We start from the raw sequence: 25,715 nt of genomic DNA, 5'->3' as shown, positions 1-25,715 counted from the left end.
CGAATTACAGAGGATTCCCAAATGAACCAAGTTTTTGTACAAAATACACAACCTAATTTTTTTAACATGGTACAAACACCACCACATGTTTATCCGAATGGAAGTGTTGGCTTTCCTACAAATGGCACAATGGTCAGACCTATGTATGGAGATCCAATGTTTAATCAAATCGCATTTGGTTTGATCAATGGTACGAAACTGATAGAACAGGATAAAATTAAGTTGTTCCATAAAGCTACGCCAACTGTACCTTATCCTCAGATGAATCAATTATGTACTTGGATTCTAGATCAAGTAAAAATTTTTGCTCATTTTATCGACCTCTTTGAAGGCTTTGAAGTTCATCCTCACTTAAAAGTCTTTCATAAATTTGCACTTCAAAATATTGGTTTAGTGACTTCACCCCAAGCCATTCCAATCACTATATTTCAAAATAACTTCAATCATTTTCGTGGTGAACTATACGTTGCCAAAGCTAAGCTTCACGCCAATAAATATGAAGCGCAAGTGCAAAAACTTCGTAATGAACAAAAAACTGTTTTCCGACGTGTAATGCAAACACAAGACCAAGCCAATTGTATTTTCTTAGAGCTACCTTTGATTGCACAAACTGATCCACCTCATTATGAGACTCAGGAAGATGCGGAGAAAATATCTGTAAAAGTGTTAAAGCAATATTTTCAGTGGCTACATAGAGCAAAGCAGCTCACAGATAAGCTTTATGATATTCAATGGCGCATCGTCAAAGGTCTTGATCAGGGGCTAACTGCACAGGCATTTGTTTACATTATTGGGAATGAAGAAAACTATATGCCCTTGCTGAAAGAACAATGGGAATTAGTCTGTCATGATTATCAACTTCATGGTATTTTTCCAGAGCCTAAGCATACCCATTGCTACGATGGACAAGGTATCGTCCAAAAAGCATGGTTACAACTTATCGAACGAGTCCATGAGCCACTTGGATTTTATCGTTATAAGGGCAATGGAATTACTTATGCGTGGAAGGAATACACAGGCAATGTATAGTAAATAAGGCCAAAAATAGATATAAAAAATAGCCTTAAGTTAAGGCTATTTTTATTTTCACAGATTGTAACTTTGAAGCTATAACTTATTAAATTTTTTCATTATGGACTTAAGATGAACTTCACTAAAAGTTCCTCAAAAGAAGGAAGTCTTAGAAATAAAAAGAAATTTATGAATAAAAATTAAAAAGTTGAACGAAACTGATGTTCTCAATTTCCTTGTTATTCAAAAATTTCTATTCATTTTTCACCTCATAGGCTTTAATCCATTTAGCCCAGCTATTTAGCTTATTACCTGAATGCTGCGTTGTAACATCTGTCCATTTCAGATCATATTTTTCTTTCAAAAGAATGCCTAAATTCTGCCCTGATAATTTATCAGTTGAATACAAATCTTTTATTTCCAATATAGCTTGTATACTAAATTCTGAACTAGCCTTAGCATAAAGAATTGAATCAAAATCATCGATCTCCATCACCCGATCATTGTCTACTAACTCAAACTTTCTCAAAATCTCTACTGTTTTATTTGTCTTACTATCATTCGGTAACTGTTGAAGACTTTTACCTACTATTTCACTATAAATTGAAATAAACAATTGAGGTGAAATTCTAGGAACAAAGAAATTAGAAGTACGTCTTCTATTCATAACGGAAGTTTTTGAACTGCCTAGATCTCGGTAAATCCATGTATTTGGCTCTGTTGTTGGTTGTAAAAAACCCGTTAATTCTAACCAACGGATAAGCCTAATAGCATATAATCGCCAAGTTTTATCAGCATACTTATTCTCTGAATATGTTTCTTTCATTAAATCAATAATACTAGTAATTGTTAAAAAAGTTCCGCTAGGTAAATCTTTCAAATGTAAGGTAATAATATGTTTTTTAAATTTTTCTCTAATTATATTCAGTAGATTTTCTTGAGTATTTCCATCCTCTAATAAATCTTCAGATAGAACATATTGAGAGTTTTCTCTTGTAGCTAATCCAAAAAGTAAAATATCAGTTCCAACATTTTGAATTGTACCTTCAGAAAAGTTTGTCTTTTCTTGTAAAGAATGAATAGTTACAGGTGACTTAGATAAATATTTCACAACATTCCAAATTGTTGAAAAATCATGTGATGGTAAATATCTAAGAGCGATAATTGGAACATTTCCTGTCAGAACAAATTCTCGGAAAATATCCCAATAGAGATTTAGCCTATTGCCACTTTTAACAATTAATCTTTTATGTAATAAACTTTGAACTATCTCATCAGTACAAATTTCAATAGTTTCTATCAAGTCTACAGGTGCCTTTGTTGCAACAAATCTTAGTGCTTTTTGTTCAGATATACTTAGTTCACTTAAATCATCCGAAAATAAACTAGCGATATCTAATTTATTTTCTAACAAATCTTCCTGTTTAGCACCTTGTTCTAATTTGTCATATAAATGGATGCATAATTTTTTTAAGAGCCACGGATAACCTTGACTTGATACTGTTAAATTATGTTTCAAATCACCATCTAATTTTTGACCAATCACATCCTCAAACTTACTAATCACAGTATGAGATTCTCTATCTGAGAATGGGCTTAATTTTCTTACCATACGATATTCGGAAAGTTTATGCCAGAAAAAATATGCAGGATTTTCCGTATGCGTAGTACTATCTGTCTTCCATGCAAAGCCAATACAAAAATTAAATTGTAAACTAGTAGCATCCATTAACATATTGGAAGTATTAGTAAATAGATCAGATAGATCTGGTTTACTAAACAATTCTTCAAACTGATCAAATACTAAGACTATTATTTGATTAGCCTTATCCACACTTTCTAAATATTCAGTAATCGACTCCGAATCTAACGGATGACTAGCATTTGTAATCAAAATATTAATTTCAGGATCACCAAATCCCTTTTTTTGAGCATTCTTCAACGTTTTAAGCAATGCAGCATAGATATATTCTGATGATTTAGCAGCTCGAACATCTACAGCACATATATAAACTTTGTGTTTTTGATGTCTATTTTCTGCTTTCTCAAGCAATTTTATGATTAATGAGCTTTTGCCTAGCCCTGAATTTCCTGTAATAGCAAAACAACGTCTAGTTGTTTCCTTTTCTTTAATTTTTTTAAAAAAATCAAAGATATCATTAATATCTTTAGTTCTCCCTACAAAGTCTTCAGGTCTAGCAGGACGATAGTCGTTCCAATCATCACCTTTTTGGACTTCAACAACTTCAATTAGGCTCTCTTCTAAACTTAACTTTTTCTCCTTCTTTGTAAATAATATTATTTTCGAGAAATCTAATTTTGATAAGTTTGAGTCCGTCGAAGCAATATTATCTAAAAGAGCTTGGTCATCAACTAAACTTAAGGACTTAGCATGATAGCAAACCACTTTAGAAGGCATTCCTCCCTCCAGAATTGCAACAGCCCAGAACTTACCATAAGGTGTGATTAGTAAACTCCATTCTCCTATATTCTCTTCAGGCAAATATTGTATTAATTGTACTTGAGGAGGAGGATTTATAATTTTGGAAGCCAATAGAGAATCAATAATTTTTCTAGGTGTATAAATAACTAACTTTCCAGCTAAGCCTTTTGATGCTAATTCATCCTCAATCCCTTTAGCTTCTTTACCCAATTCACTAGTACTAATTAACCAACCTTCTGAATATCCTTGTAAGACGATGGTACCCATTAGTTGCCTAATAATAGGAGCATCAATTTTCCCGTCTCGATAAGCTTTACATTCAACATAGATTGTTCTGTCCGCAACATTATGTTTACATAGCAAATCTAACTCCATTCCAGTCTTTTTAACTTCTTCTTCTACTTTGAAGTTTTGAATCTCAAGCATTTCTCTACTTAAAGTTTCTAGTAAATCCCCCCTCTCTTTAGTTGTGGCAGAACTTGGCACACATATTTCAATTTTCATCAAGAAATCTCTAATAGTATTTTTAAACAATTGAATTAAGTATAAAAAAGAAATCCTCTAATGTCTAAATTACGATCAATTTTTCTTTTAACTATTACGTAAAGAACAATCGGTAAACAGATGCTTAGATTATCAACTTCAAGGTGTTTTTTCCTGAACATCGGCACATCAATTGCTTTGATTAGGTATCGTCCAAAAACATGATTACAACTTATTAAACGAGTCAATCAGCCACTTGGTTTTTTATCGTTATAAGCTCACTGTATGTGAAAAAAATACTCAAGTAATGTTCACAACCTATAGCCTTTTTATTGTCATCTAAGGGTTCATTCGTGAGCCTTTTATATTTTAAAAATATCTTTTCAAAGCCAAAATTGAGTTTAGAATTATTTAATATTTTTGTACTGATTTCTTATTCAGTCCAAGATCATCCCATCTCTGCTTTTTACATTCAATATTTGATGAGGGGTAGGTTGAGGGGTAAAGTCATAGATAAAAAATAAGCCCTTGTAAAAACAAGGGCTTATTTTAATATTTGGCGGAAGCGGTGAGATTCGAACTCACGGAGGACTCACACCCTCGTCGGTTTTCAAGACCGGTGCATTAAACCGCTCTGCCACGCTTCCATGTGCGTAAGAATACAAAGCTTGTTGTCTTTATTCAAGAGAAATTTAAGTGCAATGTATTCAAATGCATAATGTTTCATCAATTATCAGAGTTTAGCGGCCAATTCAGCCCCTTCACGGATTGCACGCTTCGCATCTAACTCAGCAGCGAGCTTCGCACCACCAATAATATGATAGTTCGCTAAAGTATTTTCACCATCTTTAGGCATTAAATCTTTTACAGATTCTTGCCCAGCACACACGACAATTGTGTCTACACGCAATAACTGATCGTGACCATTATGCTCAACCCATAATCCTTCATCAGTTACCGCTTTATACTGCACACCACGAAGCATACGAACAGCATGCTTTTTCAATTGCGCGCGGTGTACCCAGCCTGAAGTCTTACCTAAGCCAACACCTAAAGGTGTAGTTTTGCGTTGTAATAAATAGATCTGGCGAATTGGCATTTCTACTTCTGGACGTTGCATTCCACCTTCAGAAATATAATTAGGGTTTGGATCAACCCCCCATTCACGTTGCCATTCTGCTAAAGGTTGAGGCTGAGGTTGATGCGGTGGTTTTAATAAAAACTCTGATACATCAAAACCTATTCCCCCTGCTCCAATTACAGCAACTTTTTGTCCAACTTCAGCACCACGTAACACTTCAGCATAAGATAATACTTGTGGCGCAGTACTGCCCTGAATTTTTAATGCACGAGGAACGACACCTGTAGCCACAATAACTTCATCAAAACCTTCACGTTCAAGCTGTTCACGGCTTACGCGCGTATTTAAACGCAAATCGACACCTGTTTGCTTGATTTGCACCTTAAAGTAACGAATGGTTTCGTGGAATTCTTCTTTTCCAGGAACAACTTTCGCTAAATTAAACTGACCACCAACATCATTACTTGCTTCAAATAAAGTAACGGCGTGACCACGACTTGCGGCAACTGTTGCAGCTGACATTCCAGCAACACCACCACCAACAACCGCAATACGTTTAGGTTTTTTAGTTTTGATATAAACCAATTCTGTTTCAAATGCTGCACGTGGGTTTACAAGACAGGTTGCGCGTTGATTCTTAAAACTATGATCCAAACATGCTTGGTTACATGCGATACACGTATTAATTTCATCTACACGATTGGTTGCAGTTTTATTTACCCAATATGGATCTGCCAATAATGGACGCGCCATTTGCACCATATCGGCTTTACCAGAAGCAATAATATCTTCGGCAACATCTGGCATATTAATACGGTTTGAGGCAATCACAGGAATAGAAACATGCTGCTTTACAAACGCGGTATAGTCCGCAAATGCAGCACGTGGAACAGAAGTTACAATAGTCGGAACACGCGCTTCATGCCAACCAATCCCTGTATTTAATAACGTGACACCCGCTTTTTCCAATGCTTTAGCAACAACCGTTACCTCTTGCATCGTATTACCATCATGCACTAGATCAAGCATTGATAAACGGAAACAAATAATAAATTTCTCGCCCACTTTCGCACGAATTGCTTTCACAATTTCAACTGCAAAGCGCATACGATTTTCGATATCACCACCCCAACGATCAGTACGTTGGTTCACATGTCGGCTTAAAAACTGATTCAGCAAATACCCTTCTGAACCCATGATTTCAACACCATCATAGCCTGCTTTCTTCGCAATACTCGCACAACGTGCGTAATCTTGAATCGTATCCAAAATATTTTGATTACTCATTTCACGCGGTTTAAATGGTGAAATTGGCGATTTAACAGCACTCGAAGAAACCACAAAAGGTTGATAGCCATAACGCCCAGAATGCAGAATTTGCATTAAAATTTTTGCACCATGTTTATGAACTGAATGCGTCACTAAACGATGCTGTGGAATATCCATTAAACTATTCATTGTACCGCCAGCTGGTAATAACCAACCTTGGCGATTTGGAGAAATACCACCTGTGATGATTAGGCCAACACCACCTTTTGCTCTTTCTTCAAAATAAGCTGCAAGTTTAGGGTAATTAAAGAAACGATCTTCTAAACCTGTGTGCATAGAGCCCATTACTACACGGTTTTTAATTGTCGTAAACCCTAAATGTAATGGTTTTAAGATATTTGCATAGCTAGTCATGGTATTCCTTCTGTATTTATTGGCTTTGCAACTTGTTGCATAGTACTTTAACTGAATTTTTATATGTGTTTATGACTCTTTTCAAGAAAATGCTGACACTAAAGTCAAAAGCAATGTAACTATTTTGATTTCCAATCTAAAAAACCAAAATCAAATGTATTAGAACATAATTTTTCTGCTTAGTTTTTCTTTCAGGAAAACAAGCTCAATGAAAAGTGTTACAATAGTTCCGATTTTTTATTCTCAAGACTACCTATTCGGAGTCTTTACTAATAAATGTTAGGACAAGCAATGACTGATAATGCAACTATCTTGCAGCACGTACCTGTAGGCAAAAAAGTTGGGATTGCCTTTTCTGGTGGTCTCGATACTTCAGCAGCTTTATTGTGGATGAAGCAAAAAGGCGCAGAGCCTTATGCTTATACTGCAAACTTGGGTCAACCTGATGAAGATGACTATGATGCAATTCCAAAGAAAGCTGAACAATACGGCGCAGTCAAAGCTCGATTAATCGATTGTCGTTTACAACTTGCGCTTGAAGGTATTGCAGCAATTCAATGTGGCGCGTTCCACATTAGTACTGGTGGCGTTCCTTATTTCAATACCACACCTTTGGGTCGTGCAGTTACAGGTACGATGCTTGTTACTGCGATGAAAGAAGATGATGTGAACATCTGGGGTGACGGCTCAACTTATAAAGGTAACGATATTGAACGTTTCTATCGTTATGGTTTATTGACCAATCCTGCCCTCAAAATCTATAAGCCTTGGTTAGACCAAACCTTTATTGATGAGTTAGGCGGTCGTGCGGAAATGTCACAGTTCCTCATCGACAACGGTTTTGACTATAAAATGTCAAAGGAAAAAGCGTATTCAACTGACTCAAATATGTTAGGCGCAACGCATGAAGCAAAAGATTTAGAATACCTCAATGCGGGTATTAAAATCGTAGACCCAATTATGGGTGTTGCGTTCTGGAAAGATGACGTTGAAATCCAACCAGAACAAGTTAGCATTACTTTTGAACAAGGTATGCCTGTTGCGCTCAATGGTCAACGTATCGAAGATCCAGTTGAATTCATTTTAGAAGCGAACCGTATTGGTGGTCGTCATGGTCTAGGTATGTCTGACCAAATCGAAAACCGTATCATCGAAGCAAAATCTCGTGGTATTTATGAAGCACCTGGTATGGCTTTGTTACACATTGCTTATGAGCGTTTAGTAACTGGTATTCATAACGAAGATACGATTGAACAATACCGCATTAACGGTTTACGTTTAGGTCGCCTACTTTACCAAGGTCGTTGGTTCGACTCACAAGCATTGATGCTTCGTGAAACAGCACAACGTTGGGTTGCTAAAGCCATTACGGGTACAGTGACTTTAGAATTACGTCGTGGCAATGACTACACCATCATGAACACTGAATCTCCTAACCTCACGTATGAAGCTGAGCGTTTAACTATGGAGAAAGGTGATTCTGTATTTACACCAATGGATCGTATCGGTCAGTTAACGATGCGTAACCTTGATATTACCGATACCCGTGCAAAATTGGGTATCTATACTGAAACTGGTTTGCTTGCAGTGGGTCAAGGCTCTGCAATTCCACAGCTAGAAAATAAATCAAAATAAAAGATTGGTAAATTAATTTACCAACTTGAAAAGGCTGAATATTTGATTCAGCCTTTTTTATTTTATCCAAGAAAATACTCATTACCGAATCATTGCATTTATAGAACAATATGTCGCATTTAAAGACTACTTATCACCATTATGAATCGATAATATAAGCATCAAGCAAAACATAATAACTGGGAGATGAAAGATGAATGCTTATCTACATCGTAGTGAAAACCGTGGTCATGTCAAAGCGGGTTGGTTAGACACCTATCATAGCTTTTCATTTGGTAGTTGGTATAACCCGAAATACATGGGTGTCAGCGCATTACGTGTAATCAATGATGATACGGTTGCTGCTCACAATGGTTTTGGTACCCATCCCCATGACAATATGGAAATTCTAACCTGTGTACTTGATGGCACCATTTCCCATAAAGACAGTATGGGCAATGAAGGTCAGATCAATGCAGGTGAATGGCAGTTGATGAGTGCTGGAACTGGCGTCACCCACAGTGAAATAAACAAGCATGATCAAGCGGTGCATCTATTACAGATTTGGATTCAACCGAATGTACAAGATGCCGAACCAACCTATCAGCAAATTCAGCTCAACCCGAAAGATCATCCAAACCAATGGCATTTGATTGCTGGTGATGAATCTGCACCAATGTCGATTCGTCAAAATGTGGAAGTGAAAACTGCTGTCATTGAGAAAGATCAGCATTTAGAAATTACAGCACGAAAAAAAGTGAACTACGTGCATGTGATTTCAGGTGAAGTAATGATTGCCAATCATTTGGTTAAAGCAGGTGATGCTTTAGTATTCGATGAAATTGCAACCATTACTGCATTGCAAGAAAGCCAAATGATTTGGTTTGATCTACCTTAATTAAACTCGGTTTATCTTGTACCCCTTGCCCCTTAGGGGGGTACAAGCTTTTTCTAATCATTATTGCTGCTACTATCACAACTACTTGAGTCTGAGCTCGAATCATCATTTGAGCCACATTCATCAGAATGTCTAGAAACATTATCCTGAGAAGAATCACATGGAGAGGTTGTGGAAGAATACGGATGACTATAATCAGATGTATCCTGTGTAGAATCTGTTTTCTTTGCGAAGAAGGCTAATAAGACTAAGCCAATCACAATGACCAAAATAATAAATATCAGCATCACAATCCCCTATTGCTCCTCCAATCTTTATTTCACTATAGCCTAAATTTTATCCAAAAAATAATCGGCATTAAAAAAGCCCGATTAACGGGCTTTTCTACAACCTTGAACATTTTTAAAAACAATCTGAATCGTCTCGTTCGTTGTTAGCTGTGTATTCAGGTTGTCATATCTTTATTCATTTGGGTAAGATTTCTCTTAAATCCTAAATAGTATATGACTTCCTTATTGATTAAATTAGCACCAATATTAGGGTTAGTCAAGATTCCAATATCTGATAAAAATTGTTCAAGCATAACTAACTCGAATCCTGTTTAAGCTATTGAAGATAATACCGAAGTTTATTTCAAGTTACTGCAAATTATGGTGTATCAGAGCCAATAGCTTCCAGAACTGTTCGTCTAGTTGAAGATAGTTTAATTCAGCCAGGTTTCCCAGAGATATCCCTGAAGGGGAAGGTATAGACTGCAATGTTGTAATCGAAGATGCCACTCAAATTCCAATTCAAAGACCTAAAAACAGAACAAAACCTACAGCGGCAAGAAAAAAGCTCATACATTTAAGGTACAAGCGATCATTCACTATAAAACACAGCAAATAAGTAAGAGCTAAAAAGCAAACATGTTTGTTATTTAGCTGTTACTTATTTGGTAAATTAAAGACTTTCAAAATCCTTGCAGAGCGTTACCGAAATAGAGGAAAAAATTGGCTTAAGATTTAATTTGATTGCAGTTATTTATAATTTAGAGATGAATAAAATTTTATTTATGAAAGAGGTCTAATGTATCATTAAAATACATTTGTATTTTCATAAAAATATCTAAATACGTGCTTAAATTGACATTAAAAAATTTATTTGTGAATATAAACAAAATTATAAATATAGATAATAAAAAAAATTTTTGATAAATTAATACTATTACACTTATAGAATTAATCTTATGAAAAAGATAGAATTTTTAAAAATACTTAGCATTCCTATTTTCCTCTCTGCTTGTGGTGGTGAATCATCAGCCCCAAATCAAGTTATGAATACGGATAAGGAATTAAAATTAACTGAAACACAAAAACAAACATTGATTCCTATAACTTTAAGTAAAGTAAATATTATTCAGTCACATATATTACCAACTGAACAGGGTAAAGTATGGAAGTTAAAAGATGGCAGTGAACTAACTTATAGAGCTACTCCAAATAAATCAGCAATAATCCTTTTAGATTTAAATTTAAATGGTGATCAGAATCCTAAAATTGAGATATATAAGTCTCATAATTTAATAACAAGCATTAATCTATCACAAGACTATAAATCATTTTCAGTAGATGGAAATGTAAAACCCTTACCATTTTCAAAAAATACTTGGATAGCAAACATTCCAAAAGAATATATGCAAAAAGGGCTTAGATTTAGAGTTATATCAGATAATGCTCAACCATCCAGCTTTAAGGAAGTAGAGTTTTCATTACATTCTAATTTAAAAATACAAATTCTACCATTTTACTTATTTGGAGCATCTACGAACTTAATCGCTTACGACAAAGTTATTTCGCCAACTTCTCAACAGAAAGCTGAACTTGAAAATATTTGGCCAATATCAGAATTAATTTTTGAACAGCATCCTATTGGTGAAATTAAATGGGATTATATGATCGTTCCTCCTTCCGATGGAAAAGAAGCTGAAAAAGTTTTGGAAAAGGATTCAAGAGTTATTAATACAATTCTAAATACTATTACTACGATCTACTATGCAAGTGGAAATTCTAGTTTAAATTATCAATACTATGGGCCTATTGTTCAAATGAATTCTAAAGGTGAATATCAGTATCCAGGAGGCGGAGTCGGATGGGGAAATGTGAGTGTTGGAGACCATTATTATAGTGGTATATTTAATCACGAAAGTGGACATGCTTTTGGACTTGGTCATGCAGCAGGAGAATACAAAGATAATAACTTCCCCTACTACGGAGGAAGCATAAAAGGCTCAGAATGGGGATTTGATATAAGTACAAATACTTTTATTTCAGATCTCGTTACCAGTGATGCGCAAAACTACTCAAACTGTAAAAAATATACATCTCATGGATATGTGAGACCATTAGATGAAAATGGAAATTGCTACAAAGTTGATGTAATGGAGTCTGGTAGTGAAGATAGATCTAAAAAATATCAATATGGTATATTTTCAGATTATAATGCTGCAAGAATTCAAAAATATGTTGAATCTAAAACAATTATAAATGATAAAAGTTTGACCAATTATTCTAAATGGGATCAAAAAAATTATCAATGGATAGACTATGATCCAACCGATGACAAATGGGATCGAGCAAGATTTGGAATAAATAAAAATTATGCAAATAAAAGAAATGTACTTGTCAAAACAGTAGTATTTACTATCAGTAACGCGAATACCAAAGGCATGACACAAATATATCCTGTATCTAAAACCTATACAGGAAATCTATTAACACAAATAGATCCAACAGATGCAAATGACTTAGCAAAAATTAGTAGAAATAGTGACAGTATTTATAAAAATTTCTGTGCCGAAAGTGGATGTGATTATACGCTAAAAGTATACTATAAAAATCAAACGACTAAACACTTTGCAATACAAGGTGGATTTAGACCTTGGTTTAAAGAATCGGATGATTTTAGTGATAATAAACTTGATCCCAAAAATTCTGAAAGTTTTAAAACATTTGCTATGAATATTCCTGCTGAAAATCAAATTAGCAAAGTAGAAATATTAAGTACGCCGATTTTATGGAAAAATGGATTAGATAAATCAGCTAAGATTTTAGCAAGTCGAGATCTATAAAAGCTTTTTTTTGATTCAAATTAAGATTATGCATTTAAAAAATAGTAGTTACAGAATACATTTTAAAATCATTAAATTTTAAGTCCGCTATAAGAAAACAGCCACCGCAAGGTGGCTTTTCTATAGGCTTATATTATCATTTGAAGTGCAACAGCATGTTGTTGTCATAATACCTGACACGGACTTTTAAATCTGAATTTTTTTCTTGGGCGATGATTCAAACGTAGAGTGATTTCTGAGATATATTCATTCGTATAGATATTTAAATTACTGCCTTTTTTAATATATTGTCTGATTAGACCATTTATATTTTCATTCGCGCATCTTTGCCATTATCTGCAGTAATAGTCTTGAGCTGATCTTAGATCGGCTCAAGAAGACTGATGGTTGTTTAGCAAATTTCATCTGCCTTACGTGAGCTACATTTTCAGCCATAAACAACCTGTCTTCCGATCCACAATAAAGACTAATGCTTGCTGATGGTTTTTACCAACAATTGTATCTATTTCCAAATCACCAAAGCGAATCTGCTGCTCTACCTCAATAGGTCTGTCATGAATACTTTTATTATTACTCAGCTAACCACGGGTTTCAGGAGAGCCGTATTTCCTCTTTCTTTGATTTGTAAAACGTAGGTTATGAAAGAGTGTACCGCTATTGTTTTTATCCTGCCTTATAAAGCGATAAATTGAATACAAACTGACTGGAACACGAGAAAAAATCTGTTCAGGACTCTATTAAAGATAAGAGATGACATGTGCCCATATTTCACAAAGGATTCTTGGGGGGATTAGCACAATGTCGTCTTCGAGCTACTTTATTCGCATGATTAGCGAAATAGCCATTTCTAGCACGATTACGTTTGATATTTCCAGAAAAAACCTTCACGTAACAATGTATAAATCTGAGATCTTTCATTTTGTATAAGATGCGTTTAGTTCATGATGCAACTTTGACCTTGATCGGTCGGAAGCAAAATACTAGCTCATCTTGCTTCTTCCTAATAATTTAATCTCTGTACACTTCATTTTAGGATCTAAGATGAGAAAAAGAGAGGCTCAGCGGATGCTTACTTAAATAATCCAAAGAATAGTACACAACTTATAAGTATAAAAAAAGACCTATAAGCTGCTGATTCGCTTATAAGTCTTTGATAAATCTTGGTAGGTATATCCAGACTCGAACTGGAGACCTCTACGATGTCAACGTAGCGCTCTAACCAACTGAGCTATACACCTAGAATGAGAGCATGATATTCATTTTTAATCAGGTTCACAAGTTTTTTTGAGACTGTTTAATTGCGTTCGTACAGACTTTAAGCAGTTTCCTAAATTCTTGAATATTTTGCTGAGTATTCTGTTCTAAAAACACAATTTTTTGATATAGCACAACTACTTGGTGAAATGATTTTTGATCACTATCTATACTTGATAAACGCTGCATCCAAACTTGAAATGTTTCCCCTGATCTTTTATGCAAATGTTTAGGCAATTGCTTTTGAAATTGAATAATGACACGTTGATATAATTCTTGCTGCCTTGTTTGTCTCCACCAATAGAAGCTAACATACACAGCTAAAATTCCAGCAATACCAATAATTAAGATCAGCACATAACTATAACTTGAATTAAAACCTAGTTTAGATAACCAATTTTTTTGTTTATCTGCATCATAACCAACAACTTTAGACTGCCATTGATAACTTAAATAATCGCTCCAAATACGTATATTTGTTAAAAATTTAAATTGCTGTAGTTGCCATGAATGACTTCCCCCATTCCCCCAGATGTTTTGATATTGACTTAAATATTCTTGCATTCCTGAATCTATACGTTGTGGTGCAATGATTGCTGTAGGGTCAATTCTTTGCCATTCACCCTCTAGATACACTTCACTCCAAGCATGTGCATCAAGTTGGCGTACTTCCCAACTTTCTCTATCTAATGCAAACTGCCCACCCTGATAACCTGTGACAACTCTTGCAGGAATTCCAACATAACGCATTAACATCACAAAACTAGAGGCATAATGCTCACAAAAACCTTTTCGACTATAAAATAAAAATTGATCTATACGATCACTGCCAAGTGTCCCTGGTGCCAAGGTATAAACGAAGTTATGGTCTCCATACCAATTCAGCACCTTTTTAATATATTTTTCAGGCTGTCCCTGACTTTGTTCAAACAGTTGATGGGCTAATTGCTGTGCTTTTTGATCACGATCATGATCAAATCGAGTATTAAATTCAATTTGACGTGGCGATAGTAAAACAGATGATGTTGATGTTCGCCCCAACCAAAACATTTGTATGGGTTGATTACGTTTAATCAGCTTTGATGGGCGTATACTATCATCTTGATACAATTGTAAATAACGTTCTTGTGGAATGGAATATTCCAAGCCCATGATCCAATTTGCCTGTTCATCAGCAGCTAAGTATTGATAGCTAACCCCATGAGAATTTGAGTTTACGCTTTTAATCTGTTGATTATAAAAACTACTGGTCCATGTTGTACCATCATATTCATCCAAAACCAAAGCACGCCAATACAACTCTTGTCTGTTGGGCAGTTGTCTCATATCCGCAACAACACGAAAAGCCAAAGCCGATGATTGTGATAGTTGTGCAATATCTCCAGGAGACATACGATCACTGATTCCTGTAGTGGCTTGATTTTTATGAATAGGAATTGCCCAAAGCGGCGGCAAACGAGGAAAGAAAATAAATAATATAATAAAGAACGGCGTTGCAATCCCGACAAACTTTAGAATTTGTTTAACATCATTTTTTAACTGATTGGATAATAATTGATGCTGGTTAAATAGACCAGTTTGAATCCGATACAAACCCATCAAACACATCACAAATGCTGAAAAAACCAGAACAGCCATCCAGAATGCCTGACTATGTAACAATAAACTGGCACTGACGAATAACGCAAAGTTAAATACAATCAATAAATCACGGGTATTCTTAGCTTCCAAACTTTTCGCAAATAAACACGTACTTAAAAATGCGACTCCTGCTTCTACTCCCAGTAAAGTTTGATAATTTAAATAAATCAGACCTAAAGATAATAAAGAGAAAAAAACTAAAAATAAGCGTGGAAATGGTGAAATTTTTTGTTTTCTATATCGCCATACCAATGTAAGCCAAATAACACCCCACAACCCACTCAATGTCACAGGAATAAAAGTGACTTGCCCAATTAATACAAATGCTAATACAGCTAAAATGCAAAAATAGATTTTTTTGGTCATGATCTTAGGCCTGCGCAAGTAGAAGTTTTGCTTGAAGAAGCTGTATTTGCCCCTGACCACTTTCCAATCTTGCATGTGGCAGTATCAATGCATAATCATTACCAAGTTGTTCACATTGCTCAATTAAGCCCATCATAAAGCTTAATTTTTCCTCATGACTTTGCGCAGGAATTTTTTGATAATCAATTTCTAAATGTTGATGATTGGCTTGAGCCTCAAACATTTTGATAAAAAATCCCTGTCCTCGAGCAACTTGCTTCCATGCCACATTTTGATAAGAATCACCTTGTTGAAAGGCTTTAAGTTCCTTAAATTCATCTAAGCTATCATTGGCGTTGGTTGGTTGATTTTTATGTTCTTTTTGCCAGTCATAAGCTTTAGGTGCAATCCAAACTTTATGTTTTGGATATAAATAAGTCCACGCTCGCACCAAACCTAAAGGATAGGTCGAATAAATTTTCATTGCACCAAATTCATATAAACCACGCTGCTTTGGAAAAAAAGCAAGTTCTACGGTGTGCTGTTGTTGATCTAAGTAAATGAGTTGCTCTTGTTGCAGCCATTGGATACGTAAATATCGGGTCATTATGGATGGCTGATTCAACCGAAGTTTTAAAATTAAAGGCTGATCGACTTGCCCAACCTCAGCTGCAATCAGATCAATTTGCAGAACATGCAATTGCTTGAATGTGAGATAAAAACTAATACATAAAATGGCGCTAATTAAAAAGCAGAAACCTAAAATCAAGTTATTTGCGTAGTTAATCCCTGCAATAAAGGTAATTAAAATCAGAACGAGATATAAAAAACCTTGCTTGTAGGTAAAAACCAAAACATCTTTCTGTAACAGAGTTTTAGTCCCGTCAACTTGAAAGCGTTTCGCAATCCACTGCTGAATCCTTTGCATAAGCCAATCTCAACTATAAGACATTAACCGATTGCAAAATTTGTTTTACCTCTATTTCGCCTAAACTTAAACGATGAGCAACCACGGCAACAAAAACGGTTTGCACATCATCAGTGGTTACAAAGCTACGACCTTCAACCAATGCATAAGCTTGTGCAGCAGCTTTTAATGCCAATACACCACGTGTTGATAAGCCATGACGTTGTTTACGTGTTTCAGCAGCCAAATCTAAAATATAATTGAGTACAGCATCGCTTAAAAAAACCTGTTTTGCCAATTCACGTAATTGCAAAATATCAACTTGCGTAAATACTGCTTCTAATTGATGAATTAAAACCTGACGTGAGCTTTGCTGTAACAGTAGTTTTTCAGCTTGGCGAGATGGATAGCCAAGCGACAAACGCATCAAAAAACGGTCAAGTTGCGACTCAGGCAAAGCATAAGTTCCACTTTGAAATAGTGGATTTTGCGTTGCCAACACCCAAAATGGTTGTGGTAATTCATAATGAGTTCCATCAACAGTGACTGCACCTTCTTCCATGGCTTCGAGTAATGCACTCTGTGTTTTTGGACTACAACGATTGATCTCATCTGCCAATAAAATCTGAGTAAAAATAGGCCCTTTCTTGAACTCAAATAAATGTTCTTTTTGATTAAAAATATTGATCCCAATCACATCACTCGCCAACATGTCATTGGTAAATTGAATCCGCTGAAAATGCAGCCCTGCTAGACGAGCTAAGGCACTCGCTAGAGTTGTTTTACCTAATCCTGGTAAATCTTCAAACAATACATGCCCACCTGCCAATAAACAGGTCAGCGCTAATTTGGTTTGTTGTGGTTTATCTAAAATAAGTTGATTCACTTCAATCAAAAAACGTTCGATTTTCTGAGTAAAATTTTTAATATTTTGCTCTACTTCTTGATTTTTTTGTTGTTTTTCTTGAATAGAAGCTTTTTCCATGCCCCACATAACGCAATCCCCAAACTAAAACAGTGCATGATTCAACATACACTGTTTTAGTTTTTTTTCAAAGAAATCAAATAATTTCTAGCAAGGACATTTCTTGATATTACCACCTGACGATGGGTAACGTGCATCAACACAATAACGATAAAAAGTCTTGGCATCCATTGGGGTTAAATCTGGATGATGCGCTTGCATATGCTTTACATAGTTTTCATAATCAGGCACACCCACCATCAAACGAAAACTTTTTTGCAAGTTTTGCCATAACACTGCAATACGAGACCAATTTTTAGGTGAAAAGATCAAATGCTTTTGTGACATGATGGTGAATTTAATAATCTTCACAATCACAGCACTGCCTTGCCGAGCAATTTTAAAATCCATCATGATTCTCCCCTCGCTGTTTCTGCTGTCATTGCAGTTTCAGTGAATACCGCAGGCGCTTCATTTACAGTTGGCACAGGACTTTTTAAAGCACGGCGAATAATTCCAATCGATGCGATAATCATAACAATTGCAACAATCATGAAAAATCCGCATAACACCGCATTGATCTGATTCGACATCACAATGGTCTGCATTTCAGCAACTGACTTCGCAGGTGCAAGAACATCTCCACGTGCAATGGCATCAGAGAAACGATTCGCTTGAGCAAGGAAGCCAATCTTCGGATTTTCGTGGAAAATCTTTTGCCAACCCGCTGTCATAGAAGTAATAAATAGGAAAATCGTTGGAAAAATCGTTACCCAAACATACTTCTCTTTCTTCATCTTGAATAAAATAACCGTACCCAAGATCAATGCCATTGAAGCAAGAATTTGATTTCCAATCCCAAATAATGGCCATAAAGAATTAATACCACCAAGAGGGTCGACTACGCCTTGATACACAAAGAAGCCCCAACCTGCAACTGCCACAGACGTCCCAACCAAATTTCCAAAGAATGAACCTGATTGTTTTACTGCAGGTACAACAATCCCGACAGTATCCTGTACCATAAAGCGACAAGCACGAGTACCTGCATCGACTGCGGTCAAAATGAATAGTGCTTCAAATAGAATGGCAAAGTGATACCAAAATGCCATCATTGCACGGCTATTGAAAATTTCCGAAATGATATGAGCCATACCAATCGCAAAAGTTGGCGCTCCACCAGTCCGAGAAAGGATTGAACTTTCGCCTACTTCTTGTGCTAGTACAGTAAGCATTTCAGGACTGACCACAAAACCAAGATTTCTTACCGCTTCCGCAGCAGTATCAACATTTGTACCTAAAACGGCAGCAGGGGCATTAATCGCAAAATAAATCCCTGGATCAAGCACGGTTGCGCAGATCATTGCCATGATACCGACAAATGACTCCATCAACATACCACCATAACCGATCATACGAATATTGACTTCATTATCAACCAACTTTGGCGTTGTCCCTGAAGATACCAAGGCATGGAAACCAGAAATTGCCCCACAAGCAATCGTAATAAAAAGAAATGGAAATAAGCTACCCGCAAATACTGGACCTGTACCGTCGACAAAATGAGTCACCGCAGGCATTTTGAGTTCAGGCATTGCAAAGATAATTCCAATCGCCAGACCCGCAATTACACCAATTTTAAGGAAGGTTGATAGATAGTCACGAGGTGCTAACAATAACCACACAGGCAATACTGACGCAATAAAGCCATAAATGATAAGTGCCCAAGTTAGCTGAGTTCCAGTTAAGGTGAACAATTGCCCCCAGTAAGGGTCTTTTGCTACATCACCACCAAAAACAATCGCCGCCATCATTAGCACAAAACCAATAATCGAAACCTCAGCAATTTTCCCTGGGCGTAGATAACGCATGTATATGCCCATGAATAATGCAATTGGGATGGTTGCTGCGATACTAAACACCCCCCATGGACTATGAGCCAAAGCTTTTACGACAACCAATGCAAGTACCGCAAGAATAATAATCATGACACCGAGCGTACCCAACATCACAATAACACCTGCGAAAGTACCTAACTCCTGCTTTGCCATTTCACCCAAAGAGCGACCATCACGCCGAGTTGAAATAAATAGCACCAGAAAATCTTGTACCGCGCCTGCAATCACCACACCGACCAAAAGCCAGATGGTGCCTGGTAAGTAACCCATTTGCGCTGCGAGAATTGGACCAACCAAAGGCCCTGCACCTGCAATAGCAGCAAAGTGATGTCCAAATAAAACGTATTTATTGGTGGGCACATAATCCAGACCATCATTCAAACGATGTGCTGGTGTTAAGCGTTTAGGATTTAATTCAAAGACTTTTGTTGCAATAAATAAACTGTAGAACCGATATGCAATGCTATAAACACAAACCGCGGCAAGAACGAGCCAAACTGCATTGACATGCTCTCCACGACTTACCGCCAAAATTCCAAATGAAATTGCACCAATGATGGCAACTAAACTCCACAGAATTTTTGAGGATAGCGTCGACTTTGCTTGTACTGTCTCCATTCAGAACCTCTCAAATACATAAGCTGTAGTTTTGGATTTCCCTGTCTATATTTTCTTTAGAAGAAATATCTTTGTAAGTCTATCTGTTATTAAAAATGATTTATCTAATACTTTGGCATAAAAAAAGGGATGATTGTTTAATCATCCCTTCGATAATCGTATAGCTTACGTAGCATTGCTACTCATTTACGATTATGCGCGCTCTAGGTAATCACCTGTACGCGTATCAACACGAACACTTTCTTCTTGCTGAACGAATAATGGAACACGTACTACTGCACCTGTTTCAAGTTTCGCTGGCTTACCGCCACCGCCAGAAGTATCACCACGTACACCTGGATCAGTTTCAACGATTTTCAACACCACAAAGTTTGGTGGATTAACGTTTAAAGGCACACCATTGAACAACATAATCGTACATTTTTCATTAGAATCATCTTTTAACCATTTCGCAGCATCGCCCATTGCAGTTTTGTCCGCAGCGATTTGCTCGAAAGATACTGGATCCATGAAATTCCACATTTCACCATCGTTGTAAAGGTAATCCATTTCAACTTCAACAATATCAGCCGCTTCTAAAGAGTCACCTGATTTGAAAGTTTTTTCTAATACTTTACCTGAGCGAAGGTTACGTAATTTCACACGGTTAAATGCTTGACCTTTACCTGGTTTTACATATTCATTTTCCATGATTGAACATGGGTTGCCATCAAGCATAACCTTAAGGCCTGCTTTAAAATCATTTGTAGAATAATAGGCCATGAAAGGCTCACTCCAAACTTAAAACTCAAATCTATTAGTGTTAGACTACGCGCACAGCTTAGGCTAACACTATTTTAACGTATTGCATGATAAACTATTTACATCAAGAGCAAAACTGGCAATCACAACTCAGTGATCTAATTACTGATCCTTTAGAGTTGTTAAATCTGCTGGAATTATCGACTGAGCAATTATTATCAGGGGCAATCCTTGCCTCTGAACAGTTTAAATTACGTGTGCCGCGTGCATTCGTCGGAAAAATGCGCATTGGTGATCCCTTTGATCCCCTTCTTTTACAAGTACTACCGCATCATCTTGAACTTGAAGAACACCTTGAATTTGTTACTGACCCTTTAGGTGAAGAAGCAGCCAATCAAATGGCTGGTGTCTTACACAAATACCAGTCTCGCTTTTTACTGACCTTAACAGGCGCATGTGCAATTCACTGCCGTTATTGTTTCCGTCGCCATTTCCCTTATCAAGAAAATTTACCTAAAAATGATGATTGGCTAAATATAAAACAATATATTGAGGACAACCCTGCCATCAATGAAATCATTCTCAGTGGGGGCGATCCTTTAACTTTATCTAATCGAAAAATAGCACTTTGGTTAGAGCGATTAGAATCTTTACCTCAACTCAAAATATTGAGAATTCATTCACGCGTTCCCGTTGTTATTCCAAATCGTATCGATGATGAGTTTATTTCTATTTTAAAAAACAGTAGGCTACGCATTATAGTAGTGATACACTCAAATCATGCTTCAGAACTTGATGATTTCACGTGTTCAAAGCTTTTACAGTTATCATTACATCATATTACTGTGTTAAATCAGGCAGTTTTACTTAAAGGTGTGAATGACTCTGCAACAGCTTTAACTGATCTAAGTTATCGACTATTTGAAGCGAGGGTTATGCCCTATTACTTACATCTATTGGATAAAGTAAAAGGTGCTCAACATTTTGACTTAAGATCTTCAGAGATAGATCATATATACAGTGATGTATTAGCGAGTTTACCTGGATATTTAGTTCCAAAACTCGTCAGGGAAATTGCGGGCGAAAAAAATAAAACACCGCTTTTTGGGGTTCAAACGTTCTGAGATTGATTACAATGATGAATAATGCATTTTCGGATATTTTTCAAATTCCCACTGTTTTAAGACGGGATAAACTCAGTTTTTGTGATGCAAACGCAAAAAGTTTAACAGAATGGATTTCAACCCTCTCAATCATGCAGTTGGGTGACACTTCAAAAGCATTGTTTGCAGCCTTATTAGAGCTTTGTGAATTAGATTGTTCAGAAACATTACGTTTTGATCTCATCCAGACCTTACACCCAACGATTGAAAATATCTTAGGCAGCTTAGAAAAAAACTTTTTTAATCAGGGTGTAATCAGTTCAGATCGTAATGAGCACATTATTGAACTGGCGATGCTGTTACGCTGCTATTTTGCAGCTATTTATATCAATATTGTTCGCCGCAGTAGCGAACAATTGGAAAATCAAAAATTTTCTATTTTTGCACTGAACCAAAAGAAAAATTTAAATACTGCTAGAACACTTGCAACATTCCAAGCATTACAACAGCTCACACAGCTCCTTTATCAACAACACATGTTATATAGTGAACCTGTTGCAGGACAGTGGCTCATTGCACATCAATTGTACGATGCAGCAGTGACACATAAGTATCATCATGTGACTATTGAACAGGCGCAAACTAAGCCAAATAGCCTGAATAATATTGCTCAGGCCTATGCGCAATTAATTTTGATGGATATTTTTAATACTAATCAAATTCGTCAAACAGAAATTCAAGCCCTGTTTCAATGCAGTTTTGACTGGGCCAAAATGCTACAGCTCTTATCTAAAGAGACTGATTTAACAAAATACGTTGTTGATACAACTAAAGATCATCCCCCAATATATAACAAAAAACAAAGTTCAGGATTTAATCCTAATATCTTTATTAGTACAAACGGTTTACTTGATCATGTGACAGCAACATTACATAAAAATGCTGAATATATTTCTAAGAATGAAAAAATTTACCTCACACCCGCTCTAAAATTCCACGTTCAGACGATTTTAGGATCTACGGCGGAACGTCGCCATGAACGCTATGAATATTCAGCTCAACTACATATTTGTTTTGGACTCTTAACTGCCCACTTCTATTTATCCAAAGCAAAAAACTTTGGTGAAACATTACTCTTAGAACACGGGTATGGACTACAAAGTGAATCAAAATTTCTATCGACTTGGGATAAAAAAGACTCTTCTGGTAATCAAGAATCTTCAATCCAGCGTTTAAGCCGAGAAAATAAAGCCATTTATCAAGCAGATATTTTAGATATTAGTGTCAATGGTTATCGGATTAAATGGTCAGCCGAAGCGCCAAAAAATCTAAGAACAGGTGAATATATTCTTGTAAAAGAAACCTCTCATGGACATTGGCGTGGCGGTGTAATTCGTTGGTTAAAGCAATCAAGTGAAAAAAGTTTAGAATTAGGCTTAGAGGTTTTAGCACAAGAAATTTTCCCTTGTGCAGTTCGTGTACAAGCAGATCGTCATATTAGTAATTATCACCCTGCGCTTATTTTAAAAAATCAAAATTTAGATGAAACTAAAACAACAATAATTTTGCCAGGCTCGCAAATTTTTCGCGAACAGCAAGCTGTTCATTTGAGATTAGGGAAAGAGGAAGTAAAAGTGTATCTGTTAACCGCACAACTAATTACCCAAAGTTTTGTTCAATTCGACTTTGAACTACTTAATGAAGAAGAACAACCCGTTCTTAATAAATTTATTGCGCAAAAAAATATGGATACAAATGACCAAGATTTATGGGAAGCATTGAAGTGAGAAATTCTTTACTCTCTAAAAAGTTGAAACGAACTGAAACGCGCTTACTCATTATTGATGATAACCAATTAAGGTATAATCAAGTTTTGGAACTTTTTGCGCAGCAAGAACATCAAGTACAGGCTATTTTACTTGATGACTTAAAAACTTTTGAAAAACAATTGAATTTGCCTTGGGATATTGTAATTTTTGGACGTGCTTACGATCTAAAAATCGAACAAACGCTTTCTCTTATTCATGCATCAGCACAACCAAGTTTACCCATCCTACTACTTGAGCCAGATGACTATAATTCAGCGCTATATCAAAATTACATTCATAAAGGTATTTATGATGTTGTGAACTTAAAGGCGCCAGAAGAATTTTATATCAGTATTATTAGATCACTTTCATTCAGTCGTTTAGTACAAGCAGAGCACCGTTTACTTACCGAATTAGAGGCAGCTCAAACACAAGCCCAATCACTTGTTGCTGAAACACATAAAGCAGTTGCAATTCTACAAGAAGGTATTCATATCAAAGCAAATGCTGAATATGCTCACCTATTTGGTTTCGATAGCGAAGACGACGTCATTGGCTTACCAATACTTGATATTTTACAACCTGAAGATTTAGGTCAGTTTAAATTACGCTTTAAAAGAATTTCCCAAGGCTTATTCGAACAAGCACGCTTTGAAATTCGCACCCAAAATCCAATGGTGAAGAATAATTCTTTACATGTTGAGTTCTTAGCCTCTGGTAATGATGATGAAATACAACTCAATATAGAATGTGAATCATTAAATGCGATTGCAACACCAAGTACTGCTTCAACGACAACATCATCTGAAAAAGCACCGAGTATAAATACTGCTCTACAGCACATTAATCGCCATTTAACCAATCACCCAGCAAACTCAAATGCTCTGATTTTATTTAGTTTAAATAATTGTCCAAATGAAGTTTTTCAAACAGACTGGCGCGGAACTAAAGCTTATTTTTCAAATATTGCAAATTTCATTAAAGAACAAGTCAATGTTCCAATTTATCAAATAGAAACGGCTTTGTATGTTGGGCTTATTCAAGCTGAATCAAAAACAGTTTTAAACTCTTTGCTTATTGGTTTGAATAGTTTACAAAAACCTCAATTACTGGTCACTGAAAACCATACTTTCCCATTACATTTAAAACTGGGTTATCAAGAACTAGACCAACAAATATTAGATGATGCTAATTTTGAGAAAATCATTTCCCAAGCATTTACGCATGCGCTACCACTATTGAAAAATGCAGCGATTGACAGTGATATTAGCCTGACAACTGATAAAATTTCAATATCGATGGAACTCAATCTTTTACAAGAGCTCAGAAATAAATTAGATAAGGGTGATATCCATCTAAAATATCAGCAGCTTTATGATAAACAAGATCAATTCACTCATACTTATGAAGTATCTGGCGGTATTATTCATAATAATCAATGGTTAGACTTGATGGATCTTAGTGATCTAAAAGATGATCATGAATTATCGGCTCAGTTAGACCGTTGGGTATTAGTAGAAGCCTGTAAGCAATTGCATAACTTCATTACCCAATATCCAAAAGCTAAATTAATTATTAATCTGAACCATCATATTTTATTGAATGACAGAAAATTATCTGAATTGGTTGCTAAATTATTAACAATTATTGGAAGCAAACAAGCTCATCCTTTAATTCTGCAATTCTCAGAGCAAGCTCTTCAGCAAAATTTATCACAGGCTCAACCTCTGATTGCATCACTTCGTCAACACGGTGCTGAGATCTCTATTCGTAACTTTGGCGATTCTCTTTATAGTGACTCAATTCTTCAACAGATCGACACACAGTATTTAAGCTTCCATCGCAAATTGGCGAAAATGCTAGGATCTGAAAAAGAAATGGCAATTCTACAAGAGAAAATTCTTCATTTTATTGCTCACAAGCAAGTTGAGATTGTACTCACCGAACTTAATGATATGAGTTTGTTTGCGAATGCATGGAATGTCGAGGCCCGCTTCTTACAAGGTAACTACTTCCAAAAGAAACTTGATCGTTTAACTGACGTACAAGACCAATAAGGTCTTGTACGCAATAGATTGCAAAATACCTTAATAAAACTGAAGCATAAAAAAACG

General features: G+C 36.0%; 16 protein-coding genes and 2 tRNA genes. 7 read left to right on the top strand and 11 right to left on the bottom strand.

Going from position 1 to position 25,715, the window contains the following annotated elements; genetic code table 11:
• The first annotated feature begins 21 nt into the window (after positions 1 to 21).
• Positions 22 to 1,029, top strand: coding sequence for a hypothetical protein (locus ACN19N_RS05960; protein ID WP_334009937.1), 1,008 nt, complete (start codon positions 22 to 24; stop codon positions 1,027 to 1,029).
• A gap of 235 nt (positions 1,030 to 1,264) precedes the next feature.
• Here ACN19N_RS05960 and ACN19N_RS05955 read toward each other — a convergent pair whose 3' ends face one another.
• From ACN19N_RS05955 to ACN19N_RS05945, 3 genes are all read right to left on the bottom strand, one after another.
• The gene (locus ACN19N_RS05955) at positions 1,265 to 3,958 is read right to left on the bottom strand and encodes a restriction endonuclease (RefSeq protein WP_279676471.1); all 2,694 of its coding nucleotides are present in this window, start codon (positions 3,956 to 3,958) and stop codon (positions 1,265 to 1,267) included.
• Between the two features lie 536 nt (positions 3,959 to 4,494).
• Positions 4,495 to 4,584: transfer RNA gene (locus ACN19N_RS05950), tRNA-Ser, on the bottom strand.
• 86 nt (positions 4,585 to 4,670) lie between these two features.
• Positions 4,671 to 6,701, bottom strand: a complete 2,031-nt coding sequence (locus ACN19N_RS05945) for an NADPH-dependent 2,4-dienoyl-CoA reductase (RefSeq protein ID WP_269228220.1) — start codon at positions 6,699 to 6,701, stop codon at positions 4,671 to 4,673.
• Between the two features lie 276 nt (positions 6,702 to 6,977).
• Between ACN19N_RS05945 and argG the strand changes: the two genes are divergently transcribed.
• The gene (gene argG, locus ACN19N_RS05940; RefSeq protein ID WP_269228221.1) at positions 6,978 to 8,336 is read left to right on the top strand and encodes an argininosuccinate synthase; all 1,359 of its coding nucleotides are present in this window, start codon (positions 6,978 to 6,980) and stop codon (positions 8,334 to 8,336) included.
• Between the two features lie 193 nt (positions 8,337 to 8,529).
• Positions 8,530 to 9,213 carry a pirin family protein gene (locus tag ACN19N_RS05935; RefSeq protein ID WP_420002194.1) on the top strand — a complete coding sequence of 228 codons (684 nt, stop codon included), beginning with the start codon at positions 8,530 to 8,532 and terminating at the stop codon, positions 9,211 to 9,213.
• A gap of 53 nt (positions 9,214 to 9,266) precedes the next feature.
• On the opposite strand, the gene ACN19N_RS05930 is transcribed toward ACN19N_RS05935, so the two are convergent.
• Positions 9,267 to 9,500, bottom strand: coding sequence for a hypothetical protein (locus ACN19N_RS05930; protein WP_420002193.1), 234 nt, complete (start codon positions 9,498 to 9,500; stop codon positions 9,267 to 9,269).
• 941 nt (positions 9,501 to 10,441) lie between these two features.
• Here ACN19N_RS05930 and ACN19N_RS05925 point away from each other — a divergent pair.
• A complete protein-coding gene (locus ACN19N_RS05925; protein WP_420002192.1) occupies positions 10,442 to 12,322 on the top strand; it encodes a M66 family metalloprotease in 1,881 nt (626 codons plus the stop codon).
• A gap of 1,161 nt (positions 12,323 to 13,483) precedes the next feature.
• Here the strand turns inward: ACN19N_RS05925 and ACN19N_RS05920 are convergent.
• The 7 genes from ACN19N_RS05920 to efp form a co-directional block, all read right to left on the bottom strand.
• Positions 13,484 to 13,560: transfer RNA gene (locus ACN19N_RS05920), tRNA-Val, on the bottom strand.
• Positions 13,561 to 13,594: 34 nt separating this feature from the next.
• Complete coding sequence (locus ACN19N_RS05915) at positions 13,595 to 15,583, bottom strand: DUF3488 and transglutaminase-like domain-containing protein (RefSeq protein WP_269228275.1); 1,989 nt, start codon at positions 15,581 to 15,583, stop codon at positions 13,595 to 13,597.
• A gap of 4 nt (positions 15,584 to 15,587) precedes the next feature.
• Positions 15,588 to 16,490 carry a DUF58 domain-containing protein gene (locus ACN19N_RS05910; protein WP_420002191.1) on the bottom strand — a complete coding sequence of 301 codons (903 nt, stop codon included), beginning with the start codon at positions 16,488 to 16,490 and terminating at the stop codon, positions 15,588 to 15,590.
• A 13-nt stretch (positions 16,491 to 16,503) separates the two neighbouring features.
• Positions 16,504 to 17,463 carry an AAA family ATPase gene (locus ACN19N_RS05905; RefSeq protein WP_269228277.1) on the bottom strand — a complete coding sequence of 320 codons (960 nt, stop codon included), beginning with the start codon at positions 17,461 to 17,463 and terminating at the stop codon, positions 16,504 to 16,506.
• 78 nt (positions 17,464 to 17,541) lie between these two features.
• Positions 17,542 to 17,844, bottom strand: a complete 303-nt coding sequence (locus ACN19N_RS05900) for a YbdD/YjiX family protein (protein ID WP_269230458.1) — start codon at positions 17,842 to 17,844, stop codon at positions 17,542 to 17,544.
• Positions 17,844 to 19,949, bottom strand: a complete 2,106-nt coding sequence (locus tag ACN19N_RS05895; RefSeq protein ID WP_420002190.1) for a carbon starvation CstA family protein — start codon at positions 19,947 to 19,949, stop codon at positions 17,844 to 17,846. Before ACN19N_RS05895 ends, ACN19N_RS05900 begins: the two co-directional genes overlap by 1 nt.
• A gap of 192 nt (positions 19,950 to 20,141) precedes the next feature.
• Positions 20,142 to 20,711, bottom strand: a complete 570-nt coding sequence (efp, locus tag ACN19N_RS05890) for an elongation factor P (RefSeq protein WP_004662912.1) — start codon at positions 20,709 to 20,711, stop codon at positions 20,142 to 20,144.
• 86 nt (positions 20,712 to 20,797) lie between these two features.
• Here efp and epmB point away from each other — a divergent pair, with 86 nt between their 5' ends.
• Genes epmB through ACN19N_RS05875 form a run of 3 tightly spaced genes read left to right on the top strand, consistent with a single transcriptional unit; the run spans position 20,798 to position 25,658 of the window.
• Positions 20,798 to 21,814, top strand: a complete 1,017-nt coding sequence (gene epmB / locus ACN19N_RS05885) for an EF-P beta-lysylation protein EpmB (protein WP_269239407.1) — start codon at positions 20,798 to 20,800, stop codon at positions 21,812 to 21,814.
• Between the two features lie 11 nt (positions 21,815 to 21,825).
• The gene (locus ACN19N_RS05880) at positions 21,826 to 23,580 is read left to right on the top strand and encodes a GTPase (protein WP_269239406.1); all 1,755 of its coding nucleotides are present in this window, start codon (positions 21,826 to 21,828) and stop codon (positions 23,578 to 23,580) included.
• The gene (locus ACN19N_RS05875) at positions 23,562 to 25,658 is read left to right on the top strand and encodes an EAL domain-containing protein (protein WP_420002189.1); all 2,097 of its coding nucleotides are present in this window, start codon (positions 23,562 to 23,564) and stop codon (positions 25,656 to 25,658) included. Before ACN19N_RS05880 ends, ACN19N_RS05875 begins: the two co-directional genes overlap by 19 nt.
• Positions 25,659 to 25,715 lie beyond the last annotated feature (57 nt).

This window comes from Acinetobacter sp. LF10 (genome assembly GCF_048585715.1).
GTDB lineage: Bacteria > Pseudomonadota > Gammaproteobacteria > Pseudomonadales > Moraxellaceae > Acinetobacter.
The sequence above is the reverse complement of the archived record's forward strand: the minus strand, read 5'-3'. Positions and strand labels throughout refer to the sequence as shown.